15 protein-coding genes are annotated in these 15,952 nt (G+C 66.7%); 6 read left to right on the forward strand and 9 right to left on the reverse strand.

What is annotated here, in order from left to right; translation table 11 throughout:
* Positions 1–37: 37 nt before the first annotated feature.
* Positions 38–694 (reverse strand): histidine phosphotransferase family protein, encoded by a 657-nt coding sequence (locus tag C3E99_RS10150; protein ID WP_076076071.1) that lies wholly within the window; start codon positions 692–694, stop codon positions 38–40.
* A 121-nt stretch (positions 695–815) separates the two neighbouring features.
* Here C3E99_RS10150 and C3E99_RS10155 point away from each other — a divergent pair, with 121 nt between their 5' ends.
* The 3 genes from C3E99_RS10155 (at position 816) to C3E99_RS10165 (ending at position 4,094) form a co-directional block, all read left to right on the forward strand.
* Positions 816–1,772, forward strand: a complete 957-nt coding sequence (locus C3E99_RS10155) for an RluA family pseudouridine synthase (RefSeq protein WP_076076073.1) — start codon at positions 816–818, stop codon at positions 1,770–1,772.
* Between the two features lie 80 nt (positions 1,773–1,852).
* A complete protein-coding gene (gene rpoH / locus C3E99_RS10160) occupies positions 1,853–2,755 on the forward strand; it encodes an RNA polymerase sigma factor RpoH (RefSeq protein WP_076076076.1) in 903 nt (300 codons plus the stop codon).
* Between the two features lie 631 nt (positions 2,756–3,386).
* Positions 3,387–4,094: a hypothetical protein gene (locus tag C3E99_RS10165; RefSeq protein ID WP_076076078.1), complete on the forward strand. Its 708-nt coding sequence runs from the start codon at positions 3,387–3,389 to the stop codon at positions 4,092–4,094.
* A gap of 282 nt (positions 4,095–4,376) precedes the next feature.
* Here the strand turns inward: C3E99_RS10165 and C3E99_RS10170 are convergent, their stop codons facing one another.
* Positions 4,377–5,189 (reverse strand): transporter, encoded by an 813-nt coding sequence (locus C3E99_RS10170; RefSeq protein ID WP_234002440.1) that lies wholly within the window; start codon positions 5,187–5,189, stop codon positions 4,377–4,379.
* A gap of 46 nt (positions 5,190–5,235) precedes the next feature.
* On the opposite strand from C3E99_RS10170, the gene mtgA reads away from it, so the two are divergent.
* Positions 5,236–5,949, forward strand: a complete 714-nt coding sequence (gene mtgA, locus C3E99_RS10175) for a monofunctional biosynthetic peptidoglycan transglycosylase (protein ID WP_083675125.1) — start codon at positions 5,236–5,238, stop codon at positions 5,947–5,949.
* 182 nt (positions 5,950–6,131) lie between these two features.
* Positions 6,132–7,010: an OmpA family protein gene (locus C3E99_RS10180; protein WP_104959758.1), complete on the forward strand. Its 879-nt coding sequence runs from the start codon at positions 6,132–6,134 to the stop codon at positions 7,008–7,010.
* Between the two features lie 196 nt (positions 7,011–7,206).
* Here the strand turns inward: C3E99_RS10180 and C3E99_RS10185 are convergent, their stop codons facing one another.
* From C3E99_RS10185 to aspS, 6 genes are all read right to left on the reverse strand, one after another.
* Positions 7,207–7,743: a J domain-containing protein gene (locus C3E99_RS10185; RefSeq protein ID WP_076077985.1), complete on the reverse strand. Its 537-nt coding sequence runs from the start codon at positions 7,741–7,743 to the stop codon at positions 7,207–7,209.
* A 648-nt stretch (positions 7,744–8,391) separates the two neighbouring features.
* A complete protein-coding gene (locus C3E99_RS10195) occupies positions 8,392–9,177 on the reverse strand; it encodes a polyphosphate kinase 2 family protein (RefSeq protein ID WP_104959759.1) in 786 nt (261 codons plus the stop codon).
* A 92-nt stretch (positions 9,178–9,269) separates the two neighbouring features.
* A complete protein-coding gene (locus C3E99_RS10200; RefSeq protein ID WP_104959760.1) occupies positions 9,270–10,148 on the reverse strand; it encodes an alpha/beta fold hydrolase in 879 nt (292 codons plus the stop codon).
* Entirely contained in the window at positions 10,145–10,531 is a 387-nt protein-coding gene (locus tag C3E99_RS10205) for a type II toxin-antitoxin system VapC family toxin (protein ID WP_076076091.1), read from the reverse strand. The genes C3E99_RS10200 and C3E99_RS10205 overlap by 4 nt, the downstream gene beginning before the upstream one ends.
* On the reverse strand, positions 10,528–10,881 hold the full coding sequence (locus C3E99_RS10210; protein WP_076076094.1) for a hypothetical protein: 354 nt from the start codon (positions 10,879–10,881) through the stop codon (positions 10,528–10,530). Before C3E99_RS10210 ends, C3E99_RS10205 begins: the two co-directional genes overlap by 4 nt.
* A gap of 62 nt (positions 10,882–10,943) precedes the next feature.
* Complete coding sequence (aspS, locus tag C3E99_RS10215) at positions 10,944–12,725, reverse strand: aspartate--tRNA ligase (RefSeq protein ID WP_076076096.1); 1,782 nt, start codon at positions 12,723–12,725, stop codon at positions 10,944–10,946.
* Positions 12,726–13,174: 449 nt separating this feature from the next.
* On the opposite strand from aspS, the gene rnd reads away from it, so the two are divergent.
* Positions 13,175–14,359 carry a ribonuclease D gene (rnd, locus tag C3E99_RS10220; RefSeq protein ID WP_076076099.1) on the forward strand — a complete coding sequence of 395 codons (1,185 nt, stop codon included), beginning with the start codon at positions 13,175–13,177 and terminating at the stop codon, positions 14,357–14,359.
* Positions 14,360–14,488: 129 nt separating this feature from the next.
* Here the strand turns inward: rnd and C3E99_RS10225 are convergent, their stop codons facing one another.
* Entirely contained in the window at positions 14,489–15,949 is a 1,461-nt protein-coding gene (locus C3E99_RS10225) for a Ppx/GppA family phosphatase (RefSeq protein ID WP_234002441.1), read from the reverse strand.
* Positions 15,950–15,952 lie beyond the last annotated feature (3 nt).

The raw sequence follows: 15,952 nt of genomic DNA on the forward strand, positions 1-15,952 counted from the left end.
CGCCCCAAAATCCTGTGCGCACCATGGCCGACAATGGTTAACGGAGGGTTTGCCTAGCCCCCTTGAGCACCGCCCCGACGAGCAGCGAGGTCGGCGTTTCGCGCGCGAGCATCACCGTGCCGCCATTCTGCGCCGCGACCGCCTGGACAAGCGCGGCGGGCGCGGTGCGCGACGTCATCGCGGCGGCCCCTTCGCCTTCGGAAAGCAGGCGTTCGACATCGGCATCGACCAGGATGCGCTCGGCCTCGGCATGCAGCGCGATCTCGATCCCCTCGCCCGCCTTTTCGCAGCCGATGTCGAGCCGCCCGCCGCGCACCAGCGCATCGACGAGGATCAGCGCGAGGTTGAGGATGATCTTGACCGCCGGCTTGGGCAGCGGCTCGTCGGCGATCATCCAGTTCAGCTCGATCGGCCGGTCGGCCATGATCCCCTCGATCGCCGCCTTCGCCTCGTCGGGCGGCACCGCGTCGCCGAACCCGCCTGCCGAACCGAAAGCGAGGCGGAAGAATTTGAGCTTGTTGGCCGACGTCCTCGCGCTCTGTTCGAGCAGGTCGAACACGCGCGCACGCATTTCGGCGTCCTGCTCGTCGGCGAGCAGTTCGAGCCCGTTGGCGAAAGCGCCCACCGGGCTGAGCAGATCGTGGCACAGGCGCGAGGCCAGCATGGACGCGAAATCGACGCGATCGTCGGTCATGGATGAAGGCTCCCCCCAGGGCGGACCGGGCCCGGTCCGCTGCCGCTCCTACGGCAGCGAAGGGGCGAAGGGCAAGCGCGATCCCCTTGAATTTCGACGCGCCGAAGCCACATCGACCCCGATGCAGGGGGACGACGCCATCTTGACCGTGACGCTGGCGGACAGCGCGGCCGGGCTGCGGCTCGATCGCGCGCTGGCCGAGGCGCTGCCCGACCTGTCGCGCGAGCGCGTCAAGACGCTGATCAAGGGCGGCCGGGTCGCCGACACGCGCGGCACGGTGCTGTGGGACCCGGCGGCGAAGGCCGCGGCGCCCGCGACGCTGGAAGTGCGCGTGCCGACCCCCGCGCCCGCGCACAACGTCGCGCAGGACCTGGACCTTGTCATCGCTTATGAGGACGAGCATCTGATCGTCGTCGACAAGCCCGCGGGCATGGTCGTCCACCCCGCCGCAGGAAACCTGGACGGGACGATGGTCAACGCGCTGCTCCACCATTGCGCGGGGCAGTTGTCGGGAATCGGCGGCGTGGCGCGGCCGGGCATCGTCCACCGCATCGACAAGGACACCAGCGGGCTGATCGTAGCCGCCAAGCACGACAAGGCGCACGAGGGACTGGCGAAGCAGTTCGCGGCGCACAGCATCGATCGCCGCTATCTCGCCATCGCGACCGGCCGCCCGATGCCCGCGAACGGCACGGTCGAGGCGGCGCTCGGCCGCTCGCCGACGAACCGCAAGAAGATGGCGGTCGTGCCCGCGGGGCGCGGCAAGCAGGCCGTCACCCATTATCGCACCATCGAGCCCCTGCGCGGTGCGACGGTCGTCGAATGCCGGCTCGAAACCGGCCGTACCCACCAGGTGCGCGTCCACATGGCGCATATCGGGCATCCGCTGGTCGGCGACCCGGTCTATGGCCGCACCCGCAAGCCGCTGTCGGACGTGCTGAAAGCGCGGGGTTTCGAGCGGCAGGCATTGCACGCGGCCCATTTGGGTTTTATTCATCCAGTAACTGGCAAAAGGATCGCACTCGACAGCGATCTGCCCGCGGACATGCGGGAACTGATCGACGAACTGCGCGTTTAGGTTTCGAATGAAAATCTATTTTGACCGCCGGAGCCAACCGCGGCAGGATATTTTCAGGTTTTAGGGAAGACACTTTACCAATGGCGAATAAAAGCAAACTTCCGGCTGTGGTGCCCGCGCTCGGCGGTGAGGCGAGCCTGAACCGCTATCTGGCCGAAATCCGCAAATTCCCCCTGTTGACGCCCGAGCAGGAATATATGCTCGCGAAGCGGTTCCAGGAACATGACGATAACGAGGCCGCGGCGCAGCTCGTGACTTCGCACCTGCGCCTCGTCGCCAAGATCGCGATGGGCTATCGCGGCTATGGCCTGCCGGTCAGCGAGCTGATCAGCGAGGGCAATATCGGCCTGATGCAGGGGGTGAAGAAATTCGACCCCGACCGCGGCTTCCGCCTCGCCACCTATGCGATGTGGTGGATTCGCGCCTCGATCCAGGAATTCATCCTGCGGTCGTGGAGCCTCGTGAAGATGGGCACCACTGCGGCGCAGAAGAAGCTGTTCTTCAACCTTCGCCGGATGAAGAACAACCTCGAGGCGTTCGAGGACGGCGACCTGAGCCCCGAACATGTCGCGAAGATCGCGACCGACCTTGGCGTCACCGAGGACGAGGTGGTCAGCATGAACCGCCGCATGGCGATGGGCGGCGACACGTCGCTCAACGTCCCGATGGGCGAGGACGGTGACAGCCAGTGGCAGGATCTGCTCGGCGACGAAGGCCCGCTGCAGGACGAGCGCGTCGCCGAGGCGGAGGAACGCGACGTGCGCCACGCGCTGCTCAGCGAAGCGCTCGAAACGCTGAACGACCGCGAACGCCACATCCTGACCGAACGCCGCCTGACCGACGACCCCAAGACGCTCGAGGACCTGAGCCAGGTCTACGACGTCAGCCGCGAGCGCGTCCGCCAGATCGAGGTGCGCGCGTTCGAAAAGCTGCAGAAGGCGATGCTGAAGCTCGCCGGCGAACGGCGGCTGATCGCGACCTGACCGGCGGGGCTCTCATACTCCGGAGAGTGACGCCGTTCGACGCAGGTCGGGCTGGCGCGACACTTGTTTCCTTCGTCACGCTCGCCTTGTTTCGGCATTCATGACTCGCGCTTGCGGCAGATGCCGCGCAAAGCGGGAGGGCTGGCCACGGATGCTGAAACAAGCTCCTTTCGACAGGTAGAAACCTGTTCCCCGGCGAAAGCCGGGGTCCAGCTACGTGCGCCTGCCTCGCATGGACCCCGGCTTTCGCCGGGGATCACCAGCGTCCCTGTCTCCAAGGTATAAACGCCAAACAAGTTCAGGGTGACGAAAGAGAGAAACCGTGCCGAAATCCGAATCCCCACAGCCATACCCGCTTCGTCATTGCGACCCCGGATCTGATTCCGGGGGAAGCAATCCGCGGCGGTTTGCGCTACTCTGGATTGCCGCGCGGCTTCGCCGCTCGCAATGACGAGTCCATTCGATGTCATCGCACTCCAGGTCCAGCATGACGGGATCGGGGATGGCCGAATTTTTCCGACCCCGACCAACCGGGCTGCGTCACCGCCTGCTCGCGGCGTGAATTGACAGGCGGGAGCAAAGGATTAGCTTCCCCTCCCGACGCTTCGTCACCGCTACAGGGGGACTCATCATGTGGAAATGGATCCGGATACCCAAGGGCATTGCGCTGCTCGCCTTCCTGCTGCCGTGGATGACGGTCAGTTGCTCCAACCAGAAGATCGCCGAGGCGAGCGGGTTCGGCCTGGCTTTCGGCAGCATCAAGACGATGGGCCGGGCATCGAGCAGCGGTGACGGGGCCGCGATGAACCTGTGGCTGATCCTTGCGCTGCTCGCGATCGTCGGCGGGCTGGTGCTGCTGTTCACGCGCGGGCGCGAAACGGCGAAGCTGGTGCTCGGCACCTCGGCGGCGGCGCTGCTGCTGATCCTGATCGGGACGTGGCGCTACAGCAAGGACGCGATCGCCGCCGAAGCGGCCAAGAATGGCGGCGGCAACGGCGGACTCGATCAGGCGGCGCTGTCGATGATCCAGATCGACTGGCACTTCGGCTATTGGCTCGCGCTGCTGGCACTGATCGCGGCGGGCGTGATGGCGTGGCTGGTGATGAGCGGCAAGGAGGCCGAAGCCGAGGCCAAGATGCGCTCGCTCGCCGCCGATGCCGCGGACGCGGCCAAGGTTGCCGCCGCCAAGGCAGGCGACGCCGCCAGAGATGCGGCGGCGAAGGCGAACGACGCGATCGATGCCGCCAAGGACGACAGCAAGGACGCCAGCAAGGACAGGGCCGGCGACGATGCCGGCGCCGCGCCGGACGGGAAAGACGGCGACCCGCCGAAGCCCTGAACCGGCGAGAATGGCGGCCGTCGTACGCTCCGGCCTGCGGCCCCGTTCCCAGGAGCGTAATCCGCTTTGACTGAAACATTTGTGTGTCCCCGCGCAGGCGGGGATTCGGGGCAGGCTGGCGCAAGATCGCTCTGGGTCCCCGCCTGCGCGGGGATACGCCTATAAATCAGCAGGTTTCATTCAAAGATGATCATGCTTCAAAGTGATATGCTCCCGCGCCGTCGGGAAGCTTGCGCTTTTCCGCTTCTGGTTGAGGCACATTCAAGCCAAGCATGACAGAATCTAGAAACGGCGCGCAAAGCCGAAATAGAATTGAAAATCGGGGCTGGCGCGGTTGAGGCCGATATTGGCGCCGATGTCCCATTGGCTGTCGTCGTCCGGCTGCCATCCGGCCGACAGACCGGCGAGCCATTCGCTGTCGTGCCCGGCAGGATCGCGGTCGCGCACGAAGGAGAGTTCGGCCGCGATCGATATCGCGTCCGAAGCCGCGAAACCCGCCCCGGCCACCGTGCCATAGGCGAGATGGCGGCCGTCGCCGTTGGCGTCGACCGCCGCGTCGACATGCGGCGTCAGGCTGAGCGAAACCGCCCCCGCATCGACGCTCGCCGGGATCAGCAGGCCCGCGCCCCAGTCGCCGGCGCCAAGCGCGCGGCCGCCGACCGGCAGGCTCGCATAGGGCATGACCGCCAGCGAAAATCCCGAGCCGTCGGGGTTGCGCAGGTTGCGGCGCAGCGCCAGCGTCACGTCCCCCGTCCCGGTCCGGCCGGCCGCGGTCCCCGCAACCGTATCGCGCTCGCGCCCACGGCCGAGCGCGGTCCAGCCGACCTGCACCTCGGTCGAAGGCGTCAGGCCGACGCGCAGCAACGCCTCCCCCGCGGTCACCGTGTCGGTGTGCAGCGTGCCGTCGCGCTCGCGCGTCCAGTCGCCGATACCGAGTTCGAATACCATGGACCCCGCCTCCACGGTGCAGGCGGGGGTGCCGAGCCCCGGCCGGTCGGGGCACAGCGCACGCGGTTCCTGCGCCGCCGCCGGGGCGACTGTCGCTAACAGGGCGATCAGGACAAACGCGGGCGGCAGCATGGCGAATCGACACATGCGATCGGGACTTTTCCTTTGCATCGCACTCGACTAGGCCGCTTCGATGGCGAGGAAAAGCGGGACGCGGGCGAAATCCACCATGGGGCGGTTCTTCGGGACCGCGCTCAAGATTCTGGTCGGCGCCCTGCTCTTCTCCGTCCTCTGGGTGCTCCTCTATGCCGTCGTGCCGCCGCCGGTGACCTTCACCATGCTCGCGGACCGCAACGGCATCACCAAGGACTGGACCAGCCTGTCGCGGATCGACCGCACCATGGTCCGCGCCGCGATCGCCGCCGAGGACGGCAAATATTGCAGTCACAACGGCTTCGACCGCGCCGCGATCGAGCAGGCGATCGAGCGCAACGCGCAGGGCAAGCGAATCCGCGGCGGATCGACGATCAGCCAGCAGACGGCGAAAAACGCCTTCCTGTGGCAGGGCAGCGGCTGGACGCGCTATCTGCGCAAGGTGCCGGAGGTGTGGTTCACCTTCCTGATCGAAAAGATCTGGGGCAAGCGGCGGATCATGGAGGTCTATCTCAACATCGCCGAGACCGGCATCGGCACCTATGGCGTCGAGGCGGGGGCGCAGCGCTATTTCAAGCATGGCGCGAGCCGGCTGACGCCCGCCGAAGCGGCGCGCATCGCCGCGATCCTGCCGCTGCCCAAGAAGCGCGAGGCGATCAGCCCGTCGGGCTTCACGCGCCGGTACGGCAACATGATCCGCGCCCGCATCGGCGTCGTCGCGCGCGACGGGCTCGATGCCTGCGTCTATGACTAGCGACGCGCCGTCGGCATAGGCCCGAAACGCGCGAAAGGACGCCGCAAACACCGTTCGCCATCGGTTCGCCGCACAATGCACTCCAATTACCGGCGCAAGCAATCGCGCGCTCTTGCAGGGACTCCGCAGGTGCCGGAAAGGGCGACCTGAACGCGGGGGCGGCTCATTGAAGGAGTGATATCATGGGTGCCGTTTCCAGAAATTCCCGAATAGCGTTGCTGCTCGCCATGCTGGCCGCACCGGCGACGGTCGGCCTGGCAGCGCAGCCGCAGGACGCGTCCGAGGGCGACGTCATGACGACCGTCTATGGCACGCTGCCGACCGAGGCGGAGATGACCAAGGGGCCGGAGATCGAGGGCATCATCTCCGCGCGCAGCGGCAACCGGATGCAGGTCACGACCGCCGACGGTGCCAACACGGTCATCGCGATCACCGACAACACCCGGATCAAGTCCAAGGGGGGCTTCTTGGGCCTCAACCGCAACAAGCTCGCCGCCGATTCGCTGCTCAACGGGCTGCCGGTGACGGTGGAGACGCTGCAGTGGGACGGCGGCCTGGTGGCGAGCGAGGTCGACCTCAAGAACAAGGACCTCAGGACCGCGTCGATGATCCGCACCGGCACCGACCAGCGCTTCGCCGAACAGACGGCGGCGACGGAGGCGCTGCGCGGCCGCATGGGCGACATCGACCAGTATAATGTCAAGGGCACGACCAACGTGAACTTCGACGTCGGCAAGGCCGTGCTGTCCGAACAGGCGAAGGCCGAGCTGTGCGCCACGGCCAGCCAGGCCGAGGGGATGGACAACGCGCTGCTGCTCGTCGTCGGCTACACCGATTCGACGGGAAGCCAGGAGTTCAACCAGCAGCTCAGCGAAAAGCGGGCGGGCCGCGTCGTCAATCATCTTCAGCAGGCCTGCGGCTGGAAACCCTATCGCATGCTGACCCCCACCGGGATGGCGGAAGCGGACCCGGCGGCCAGCAACGACACCATCGAAGGCAAGGCGCAGAACCGCCGCGTCGCGGTGAACGTACTGGTCAGCAAGGGCCTCGACGGCCTGTAAGACACGCGGGGTGGGCGCTGCCCGCCCCGATATTTCCGGGGCGGTGCCGGCTGGCGTTGTTTAGCTTCGTCATTGCGAGCGCAGCGAAGCAATCTCCAGCTATCGTTCTGCGATGCCGATAGCTGGAGATTGCTTCGTCGCTGCGCTCCTCGCAATGACGGGGTGCTTCAATCCAAAACGACGCCCAACAGCGCCGCTACGCCGGTTTCCAGCTCTTGCGTTCCTCGGCCTGCTTCAGAACCTCGAACGCCGCCTGCCCAGCCGCGAAGCGCTTCGCCGCTTCCTCGTCGCCCGGCCTGACGTCGGGGTGACATTCCTTCGCCAAACCGCGCCACGCCTTCTTCGTCGCCTCGAAATCGGCGTCGGGGTCGAGCCCCAGCACTTCGAGCGCGCGCATCTCGTCGGCGCTGCGGCTGCCGTCGCCGGGGCCGCCCCAGCCATAATGCTGCGCGCGGGCATAGCTGCGCGCGCCGCGCGCCTCGTCGGCGGCGCGCTCGGCCGCCTCCTCGGCGCTCAGCCCGGCGAAATAGTCCCAGCCGCGATTATATTCGGCGGCGTGCGCCTCGCAGAAATACCAGCGGTCGGGGCTGTTCGGCGACTTGGGCGCAGGACAGTTGCCGGGTTCCTCGCAACCGTAGCGGTCGCAGATCCGCACCTTCTGGGCCTCGCGCGACGCACCATAGGCGCGCCAGCGGGGGAAACCCCAGTCGTCGGATCTCTTGGCGCGGTTCATCCCGTTCATGTAGCGATTGAGAGACGCGATGGCTAGGCGGCAGCACCCGAAAGACGCGCCCGAAAGCGCTTTCCTGCATTATTCCACCGTGCCAGACCCGCGTTTCGGCTCTTTGCCATCGTCGGTTCCCATGCGCCTTCCGGTTTGTTGCGAAACGATCGCTTGGCCCATAACGACATGAGTTGGAATCGTCATTGCGAGCGGCGAAGCCGCGCGGCAATCCAGAGCTCATGTAAACCGCTCTGGATTGCTTCCCCCGGATCAGGTCCGGGGTCGCAATGACGAAGTGGGTCAATTCAATGTCATCAGAGTGTAAAGCCACAAAGGACACAATTTCGATGCATGCATGCGGGGCTTTTGTGGCTTTAGGGTCAGGACCCATTAATTCCGCGTTCGAGGTTTGAAGCGATTTTGCTCAGGGCGAGGAGGAAAGGCGTAGGAATATGAATATATTTCAAGACTTTTCGACGAAGCCATGGGCAAAATCGGTCAAATCCCGCAGGGACGCCGAAATGGCTTCGATCTCGGGCCCGCGCGGCCTTGCGGGTAGCGATGCTACCCGCTGCATCCGCCCAAGCCCGATATCTTCGCCATTTCGACGCCTCGAACGCGGAATTAATGGATCCTGACCCTAAGGCTGCCGCCGCCTCAGTCCTTCACCTCATAGCCGAAGGCCTTGCGCGCCAGCTTGACCACCGCGGGATCGCGTTCGGGCGGCGTCATCGGCACCGCGGCCTCCAGCCGCTCGGCGACATGCGTCAGCGCGGCGATGCGCGCCGCCTTCTTGTTGTTGCCGTCGATCACCTTCCACGGCGCCCAGCGCGTGTCGGTCTGCTGGAACATCTCCTCGATCGCGGCGAGATAGTCCTGGCGCTTGGCCCGGTTGCGATAATCCTCGCCCCCCGTCTTCCACCGCTTCCACGGATCGTCGAGGCGGTCGGCGAAACGCCGGTCCTGTTCCTCCTGCGTGACGTGGACGAACAGTTTGACGAGGTTGGTCGCCGATCCGGTCAGCTGCGCCTCGAACTCGTTGATCTCGTCATAGCCCTTGCGCCACTCGGCCTCGGTCGCGAAACCCTCGACGCGTTCGACAAGGACGCGCCCGTACCAACTGCGGTCGAAGACGCAGATTTCGCGGTTTCCGGGCAGGCGCGTCCAGAAGCGCCACAGGAAATGCCGCGCCTTTTCCGCATCGTTCGGCGCGCCGATCGGCCAGACCTCGTAGAAGCGCGGGTCGAGCGAGGCGGTCATCCGCTGGATGATCCCGCCCTTGCCCGCCGCGTCCCAGCCTTCGAGCATGATGACGCTGCGCTGGCCATAGGCGATATGCGCGGCCTGGATGCGTTCGAGCCGGTCCTGCAGCGCGGCGAGGTCCTTGCCATAATCGCCCTCGTATCGGGCGCCGGTTTCATGATCGGAGAGCGAGATGGTCATGCCGCCACCCTAGCCCAGCCCGACGCGCGCGACCAAGGGGGTGATCGCATATGTCGCTATCTGATACAGCCGCGGACGCCTTTCCCGAGCGGTCAGATCAGTCCGGCGAGCAGGTCCGCGACGCGCCCGGGCACTTCCATCGGGATGAAATGGCTGTTCTGAGCCCACAGCTCGTCGCGCACCGCGCCGAGGTGCGGGCCGAGTTCGGTCCATGTCGGGCTTTGCGAGAAATCAAGCGCGCCGTCGCGCGTTCCCGCCGGGGCGCGGATCAGCGTGACAGACGCCGCGAGGGCGCCGAGCCACGCATGGGGATCGTTCCGCAGCGCATTCTGATACATCGACGCTTCCAGCGCCGGCGGGCACGCCAGCTCAAACCCCTCGCCCGAAGCGGCCGGAAGCAGCCCGTGGGCGCAATAATCGGCGAGCACCCGCGGGTCCCACCGGCTGTAGGGCAGGCGATCGGCGAAGCGCGCGCGCATCTCGTCCGCATCCGCCCACTGGTTGCGGCGGCGCGACACCGGAAATTCGGCCGGATCGGGCACCGGCGCATCGCCGCCGCCGGCATAGAGTTCCGGCGCCATGATCACTGGATCGATCAGGACGAGATGGCGAAAGGCCTCGCGCCGCTCGGCGGCAAGGCGGGTGAGGACATAGCCGCCCATGCTGTGGCCGCAGCCGACGAGCGGCCGCCCGGCAAAGCGGTCGACCAGCGGCAGCAGCGCCGCGGCATTGCCGGTCCAGTCGGACAGCGACGCCGGCCGAAAGCTGCGCCCATGGCCACGATGATCGGGCGCGACGACATGCGTGCCGGACGGCAGCGCCGCGACCACCCGGTCCCAGCACCGCGCATGAAAACCCGTCGCGTGGAGCAGGAGCAGCGTCGCCCCTTCCCCCGGCTGCCCCCATTCGAACCAGCAGATGTCGCCGTCCGGCGTGGCGAGGCTGTGCGTGGCGGGACCCTGCTCCGTCATTTCGCCGCCTCGATGCAAGGAACACCATAAAGCGCCATCTGCCGGTCGCTCGTCACGACCATCAACCGCTCCCGCTCCGCCTGCGCCAGAATCAGATGATCGAACGGGTCGCCGTGATGAAAGGCGAGCGTATCGAGCGCGCGGATATGCTCCGCCGTCACGGGCAACAAGTCGATGCGTTGATCGTCAAGCAGCTCGGCGAAATGGCTTCCCGATTGCGCCAATTTGCCGACCCACCATTTTATCGTGATTTCCCAAAGCGACACGATACTGACCAGCACGTCATTGTCCGCATCGGCGATCAACGCGCGCGACACGGGGCCGAGGTGCGGCGAATCCTCCAGCCACCAGATCAGCGCATGGGTGTCGAGCAGCAGCCTCATTTATACCAGTTGCGCGCGGCCTCGGTATCTTCGCCATAGAGGGCGTCGAGGAAGCCTTCGGGCCATTCGTCGAAATGGTCGGCGACCCCGGTCTTCCCCCGCAGCGCCCCCGGCTGCCGCGGCTTGGCGTTCCGCGGCGCGGGCTTGATCGTCGGCGGGCCGGCCGCATAAGCGGGCGCGGCGGTAAAGGGCATGGGCATTTCCCGCACTCCGGCTTCGGGCGACGGCGCATCGGCCAATTGCCGCAGATAATCCTTCACCAGCGCCGACAGCGACGTCCCCAGTTCCGCCGCGCGAATACGCGCGCGGCGATGCGTTTCGTCGTCGAGGGCGATAGTGACATTCTTCATGTGAAACTGCGTATCACAGTTTCACAACCATCGCAAGAAAAAGCCCGAACGGAGCGTGTCCGTCAGCCCTTCGGCCCGTCCACCAGCCGGATATGAAGTTCGCGAAGCTGCTTTTCGGTGACCGGCGCGGGGGCGCCCATCATCAGGTCCTCGGCCTTCTGGTTCATCGGGAAGACGACGACCTCGCGGATGTTCGGTTCGTCGGCGAGCAACATCACGATGCGGTCGACCCCCGGCGCCGACCCGCCGTGCGGCGGTGCGCCGAACTTGAAGGCGTTGATCATGCCGCTGAAATTGGCATCGACGTCGGCCTGCGAATAGCCGGCGATCTCGAACGCCTTGTACATGATGTCGGGGCGATGGTTCCGGATCGCGCCCGACGACAGTTCGACGCCGTTGCAGACGATGTCATATTGCCAGGCGAGGATATCGAGCGGGTCCTTGGTCTCCAGCGCCTCCAGCTCGCCCTGCGGCATGCTGAACGGGTTGTGGCTGAAATCGATCTTGCCCGTGTCCTCGTCGGCCTCGAACATCGGGAAATCGACGATCCAGCACAGGTCGAAGCGGTTCTGGTCGATCAGGCCCAGCTGTTCGGCGACGCGCGTGCGCGCGAGGCCCGCGAGCTTCGCCGCGACGGCTTCCTTGCCCGCCGCGAAGAACAGGCCGTCGTCGGGACCGAGGCCGAGTTCGGCGGCGAGCGCGTCCATCTTGTCCGGTCCGTGGTTCTTGGCGATCGGGCCGCCCCATTCGCCGCCCTTGCGCGTCGCATAGCCGAGCCCCGCAAAGCCTTCGCCCTGCGCCCAGGCGTTCATGTCGTCGAAGAATTTACGGCTCTTTTCCGCCGTCCCCGGCGCCGGCACCGCGCGCACCACGTCGCCCGCCGCGACGATGTCGGCGAAGCGGCCGAAGCCCGATCCGGTGAAATGCGCCGACACGTCGGTGATGATCAGCGGGTTGCGCAGGTCGGGCTTGTCATTGCCGTATTTCAGCATCGATTCGCGGTAGGGAATGCGCGGGAAGCTGCCCGCCGGGGTCACCGACCGGCCGTTCGCATATTCCTCGAACACGCCAGCAAGGACGGGTTCGATCGCATTGAAAACATCGTCCTGCGTGACGAAGCTCATCTCGAAATCGAGCTGATAGAATTCGCCGGGCGAGCGGTCGGCGCGCGCATCCTCGTCGCGGAAGCAGGGCGCGATCTGGAAATAGCGGTCGAAACCCGCGACCATCAGCAGCTGCTTGAACATCTGCGGCGCCTGCGGCAGCGCATAGAATTTGCCGGGGTGGACGCGGCTCGGCACCAGATAGTCGCGCGCGCCCTCGGGCGACGAGGCGGTGAGGATCGGGGTCTGATATTCGGTGAACCCCTGCTCGACCATGCGGCGGCGCAAGGAAGCGATAACGTTCGCGCGCAGCAGGATATTGGCGTGCAGCCGTTCGCGGCGCAGGTCGAGGAAGCGGTATTTCAGGCGGATATCCTCGGGATATTCCTGCTCGCCCGCGACCGGCAGCGGCAGTTCGGCGGCGGCCGACTGCACCGCGACGTCGCGCGCGCGCACCTCGATCTCGCCGGTGGGCAGGTTCGCATTCACCGTCTCGGCCGAGCGCGCGACGACGTCGCCGGTGATCGTGACCACGCTTTCGGCGCGCAGTCCGTCGAGCGTCGCGAAGGCCGGGTCGCTGCTGTCGGCGACGATCTGCGTCAGGCCGTAATGATCGCGCAGGTCGACGAACAACAGCCCGCCATGGTCGCGCTTGCGGTGCACCCAGCCCGACAGGCGGACCGTCTGGCCGACGTCCTGACTGCGAAGCTGGCCGCAGTTATGGGTGCGATAGGCGTGCATTTTCGTGTCTTTCAAAGGCTGGAGAGACGCGCTCCGGAAACGCGCCGACATGGCCGCGCCTAAGGCAATGCGGCGCGCCATTTGTCAAGGGCGGGCTGGGAAATGGGTTCGAGGCGAGCGGGGATAGGGGAAAGAAAAAATGCGCGCAGAGGCGCAGAGACCGCAGAGATTTCGGGTTCACGCGGAGGCGCGGAGGCGCGGAGAAAGTCAGACCGATAGGCCCTTCCTTTTCCTGACCTCGATTTCATCGCGAAGCTGGCGAGAGAAAAGCCGCTTCGCGGCAAGCGCTGCCTCTCCGCGCCTCCGCGTCTCCGCGTGAATTTCATTCTTTCCTCCTCTGCGGTCTCTGCGCCTCTGCGCGAATCTCCACTCTCCCCGCCGCAGCGCACGAACCGCACCGCCACCAATTTTTCCTGCCCGTCGCGGAAAAGTCGCGGTATAGGCGCCCCATGCAAATCCATCCGTTGATCGAGTCCAGCGCGGCGCTCCTTGAATTTGTCGACCTCATCAAAGACAGCGATTTCATCGCGGTCGATACCGAGTTCATGCGCGAGAATACCTTCTGGCCCGAACTGTGCCTGATCCAGATCGCGGACAGCAACCATGCCGCGGCGATCGACCCGATGGCGCCGGACATCGACCTGCAGCCGCTGCTCGACCTGCTCGTCGACAATGAGGACGTGCTCAAGGTCTTCCATGCCGGGGGGCAGGATGTCGAAATCATCTTCAACCTGACCGGCAAGACGCCGCATTCGATCTTCGACACGCAGATCGGCCAGATGGCGCTCGGTCAGGCCGAGCAGGTCGGCTATTCGAACCTGGTCGAGGCGTGGCTGGGGGTGCAACTCGACAAGGGCGCGCGTTTCACCGACTGGAGCCGCCGGCCGCTCGACAAGCGCCAGATCGACTATGCGATCGGCGACGTCACCCATCTCGCCAAGATCTTCCCGATGATGCTGAAGAAGCTGGTGAAGACCGGCCGCGGGCACTGGCTCGACGAAGAGATGGAAAAGCTCGCCGACCCGGCACACTACAGCGTCGATCCGGACAAGGCGTGGCTGCGGATCAAGGCGCCGACGCGCAAACCCGAGGTGCTCGGCCGGCTCAAGGCGCTGGCGGCGTGGCGCGAACGCGAGGCGCGGAACAAGAATTTGCCGCGCGGCCGCATCGTCAAGGACGAGACGCTCGCCGACCTCGCCGCGCACCCGCCGAAGGATCAGGATGGGCTGGGCCGAGTGCGCGGCCTGTCGGCGACGTGGAAATCGAACGATATCGGCGGGCGGCTGATGGAAGCGCTCGCCGGTGCGCAGCCGCTGGCGAAGGAAGACATGCCCGACCGCGCCCCGCGCGGGCCGGGGCTGGGCAAGGAGGGCGCGCTCGTCGCCGACCTGCTCAAGCTGCTGCTCAAGATCCGCTCGCGCGAACTCAATGTCGCGGCGCGGCTGATCGCGCGCAGCGACGATCTGGAAGCGCTCGCCGCCGGGCGCCGCGACGGCATCGCGATGATGCAGGGCTGGCGCTACGAGGTGTTCGGCCAGGCGGCGCTCGATCTGGTCGAGGGACGGATGGGTTTCGCCGTCCGGGGCGGTAAGCTGGTGATGAGCGAGATCGAGCCGGCGGCGGCCGACGCCTGACGACCGAGTTTGTTCCCCGGCGAAAGCCGGGGTCCAGAAAGTGCAGCGCTACCTCGCATGGACCCCGGCTTTCGCCGGGGAACAGTTCGTCGACGTGGCATAGTTGCCAACCTTAAGCGGCGATGCGCGCTAAAGCAGCACCAGTTCGGGCTTGGCGCCCAGCGCCTGGCCCAGCGCGCGCAGGCGGCGATCGACCGCCTCGCCCGCCAGATGATGCCAGCCGGGATCGAGGCTGAGTTGCAGCTTGCCATCGACGAGCGCGAGCGCGCTGGCCTTCAGCGGCGCTTCGACCCCACCCGTCAGGCGCTGCGCAAGCCGGATCGCAAGACCCCATTGCCGCGCGCGCTCGACCCGCTCCGCCGCGACCAGGCTGTCCATCGGGGGGAAATCCTCGTCGGCGCCGCCGAATCCGGCATGGAGCGCGCGCGCGAGCAGGATGCGGCCCGGAATATCGATGCTGCGCCAGTTGCCATGCAGGCCGATCTCGGTGCTCCGTTCGGCGCGGAAATCGGGGTTCGCCGACCAGGCGACGTCGCTCAGCAGGCTCGCGGCGAGCCGGATGCGGGCGTCGGCGGGGGTTTCGCTCGCGAACAGCGGCGCGATCCAGTCGGCGATCGTCCGGCCGTGCGATCCGAAGCGCGCGAGGCGGCGCCCCTCGAATTCGGCGGCGGCGATCAGCGGGTCCTGCGCGCGCGTCGCGGGATCGAGCGCCTGATAGAGCAGGCCCTCGCGCAGCCCCGATGAGGAGACCGTCATCTGCGGCGCGTCGATGATATCGACGAGCGTCGCCAGCAGCATCGTCGCGTCGGGCAGCGCCGCGGCGCGGTTCGACGCCATGCCCGGGATCGCGCGCAATTCCTCGAAGCTCATCCGCTTCGTCGCGCGGATCAGGCGGCGCAGCGCCGTGCGCGGGATCACGTGATGATCGAGCACGGGCAGCGGATAGCGCGTCAGTTCGAAATCCAGACGCGCCAGCGCGCGCCACGAACCGCCGACCAGATAGAGCGGCAGCCCGGCCATGTCGCCCGGCCAGCCCGCCGCTTTCAGCAGCTGGCGCACCGCGCGGTCGAACGCCTGCTGCCCCTGCCCGCGCAGCGCCGGCAGGCGCAGCACGCCGAGCGGAAAGGAGGCGCGGCGCCCGACCGCGCCGTCGGCGACCTCGGCCAGTTCCAAGCTGCCGCCGCCGAGGTCGACCGCGATGCCGTGCGCATCGGGAATGGCCGCCAGCACGCCGCAGCCCGCCGCCTCCGCTTCCTCGGCACCCGACAGCAGGCGGATTTCGAGCCCGGCCTCGGCCGCGCCGGCCATGAAGTCCGCGCCGTTGGTCGCGTCGCGCACCGCGGCGGTCGCGACGCATTGCAGGTCGCCCACCTCCATCTGGCGCGCGAGCAGCGCGTAGCGGCGCAGCGCGGCGAGACCTCGCTCCGCATCCTCGGGCGCGATCGCGCCGTCGATCGCCAGGCCGCGCCCGAGCCCGGCCGGTACCTTTTCGTTGAAGATCACCGCGGGCGCGCGCGCCGCCCCTTCGTAGACGACGAGACGGACCGAGTTCGAACCGATGTCGATGACCGCAGAGCGGAGGACGGGCAAGAG

This window comes from Sphingopyxis sp. MG, assembly GCF_002953155.1.
Lineage (GTDB): Bacteria > Pseudomonadota > Alphaproteobacteria > Sphingomonadales > Sphingomonadaceae > Sphingopyxis > Sphingopyxis granuli.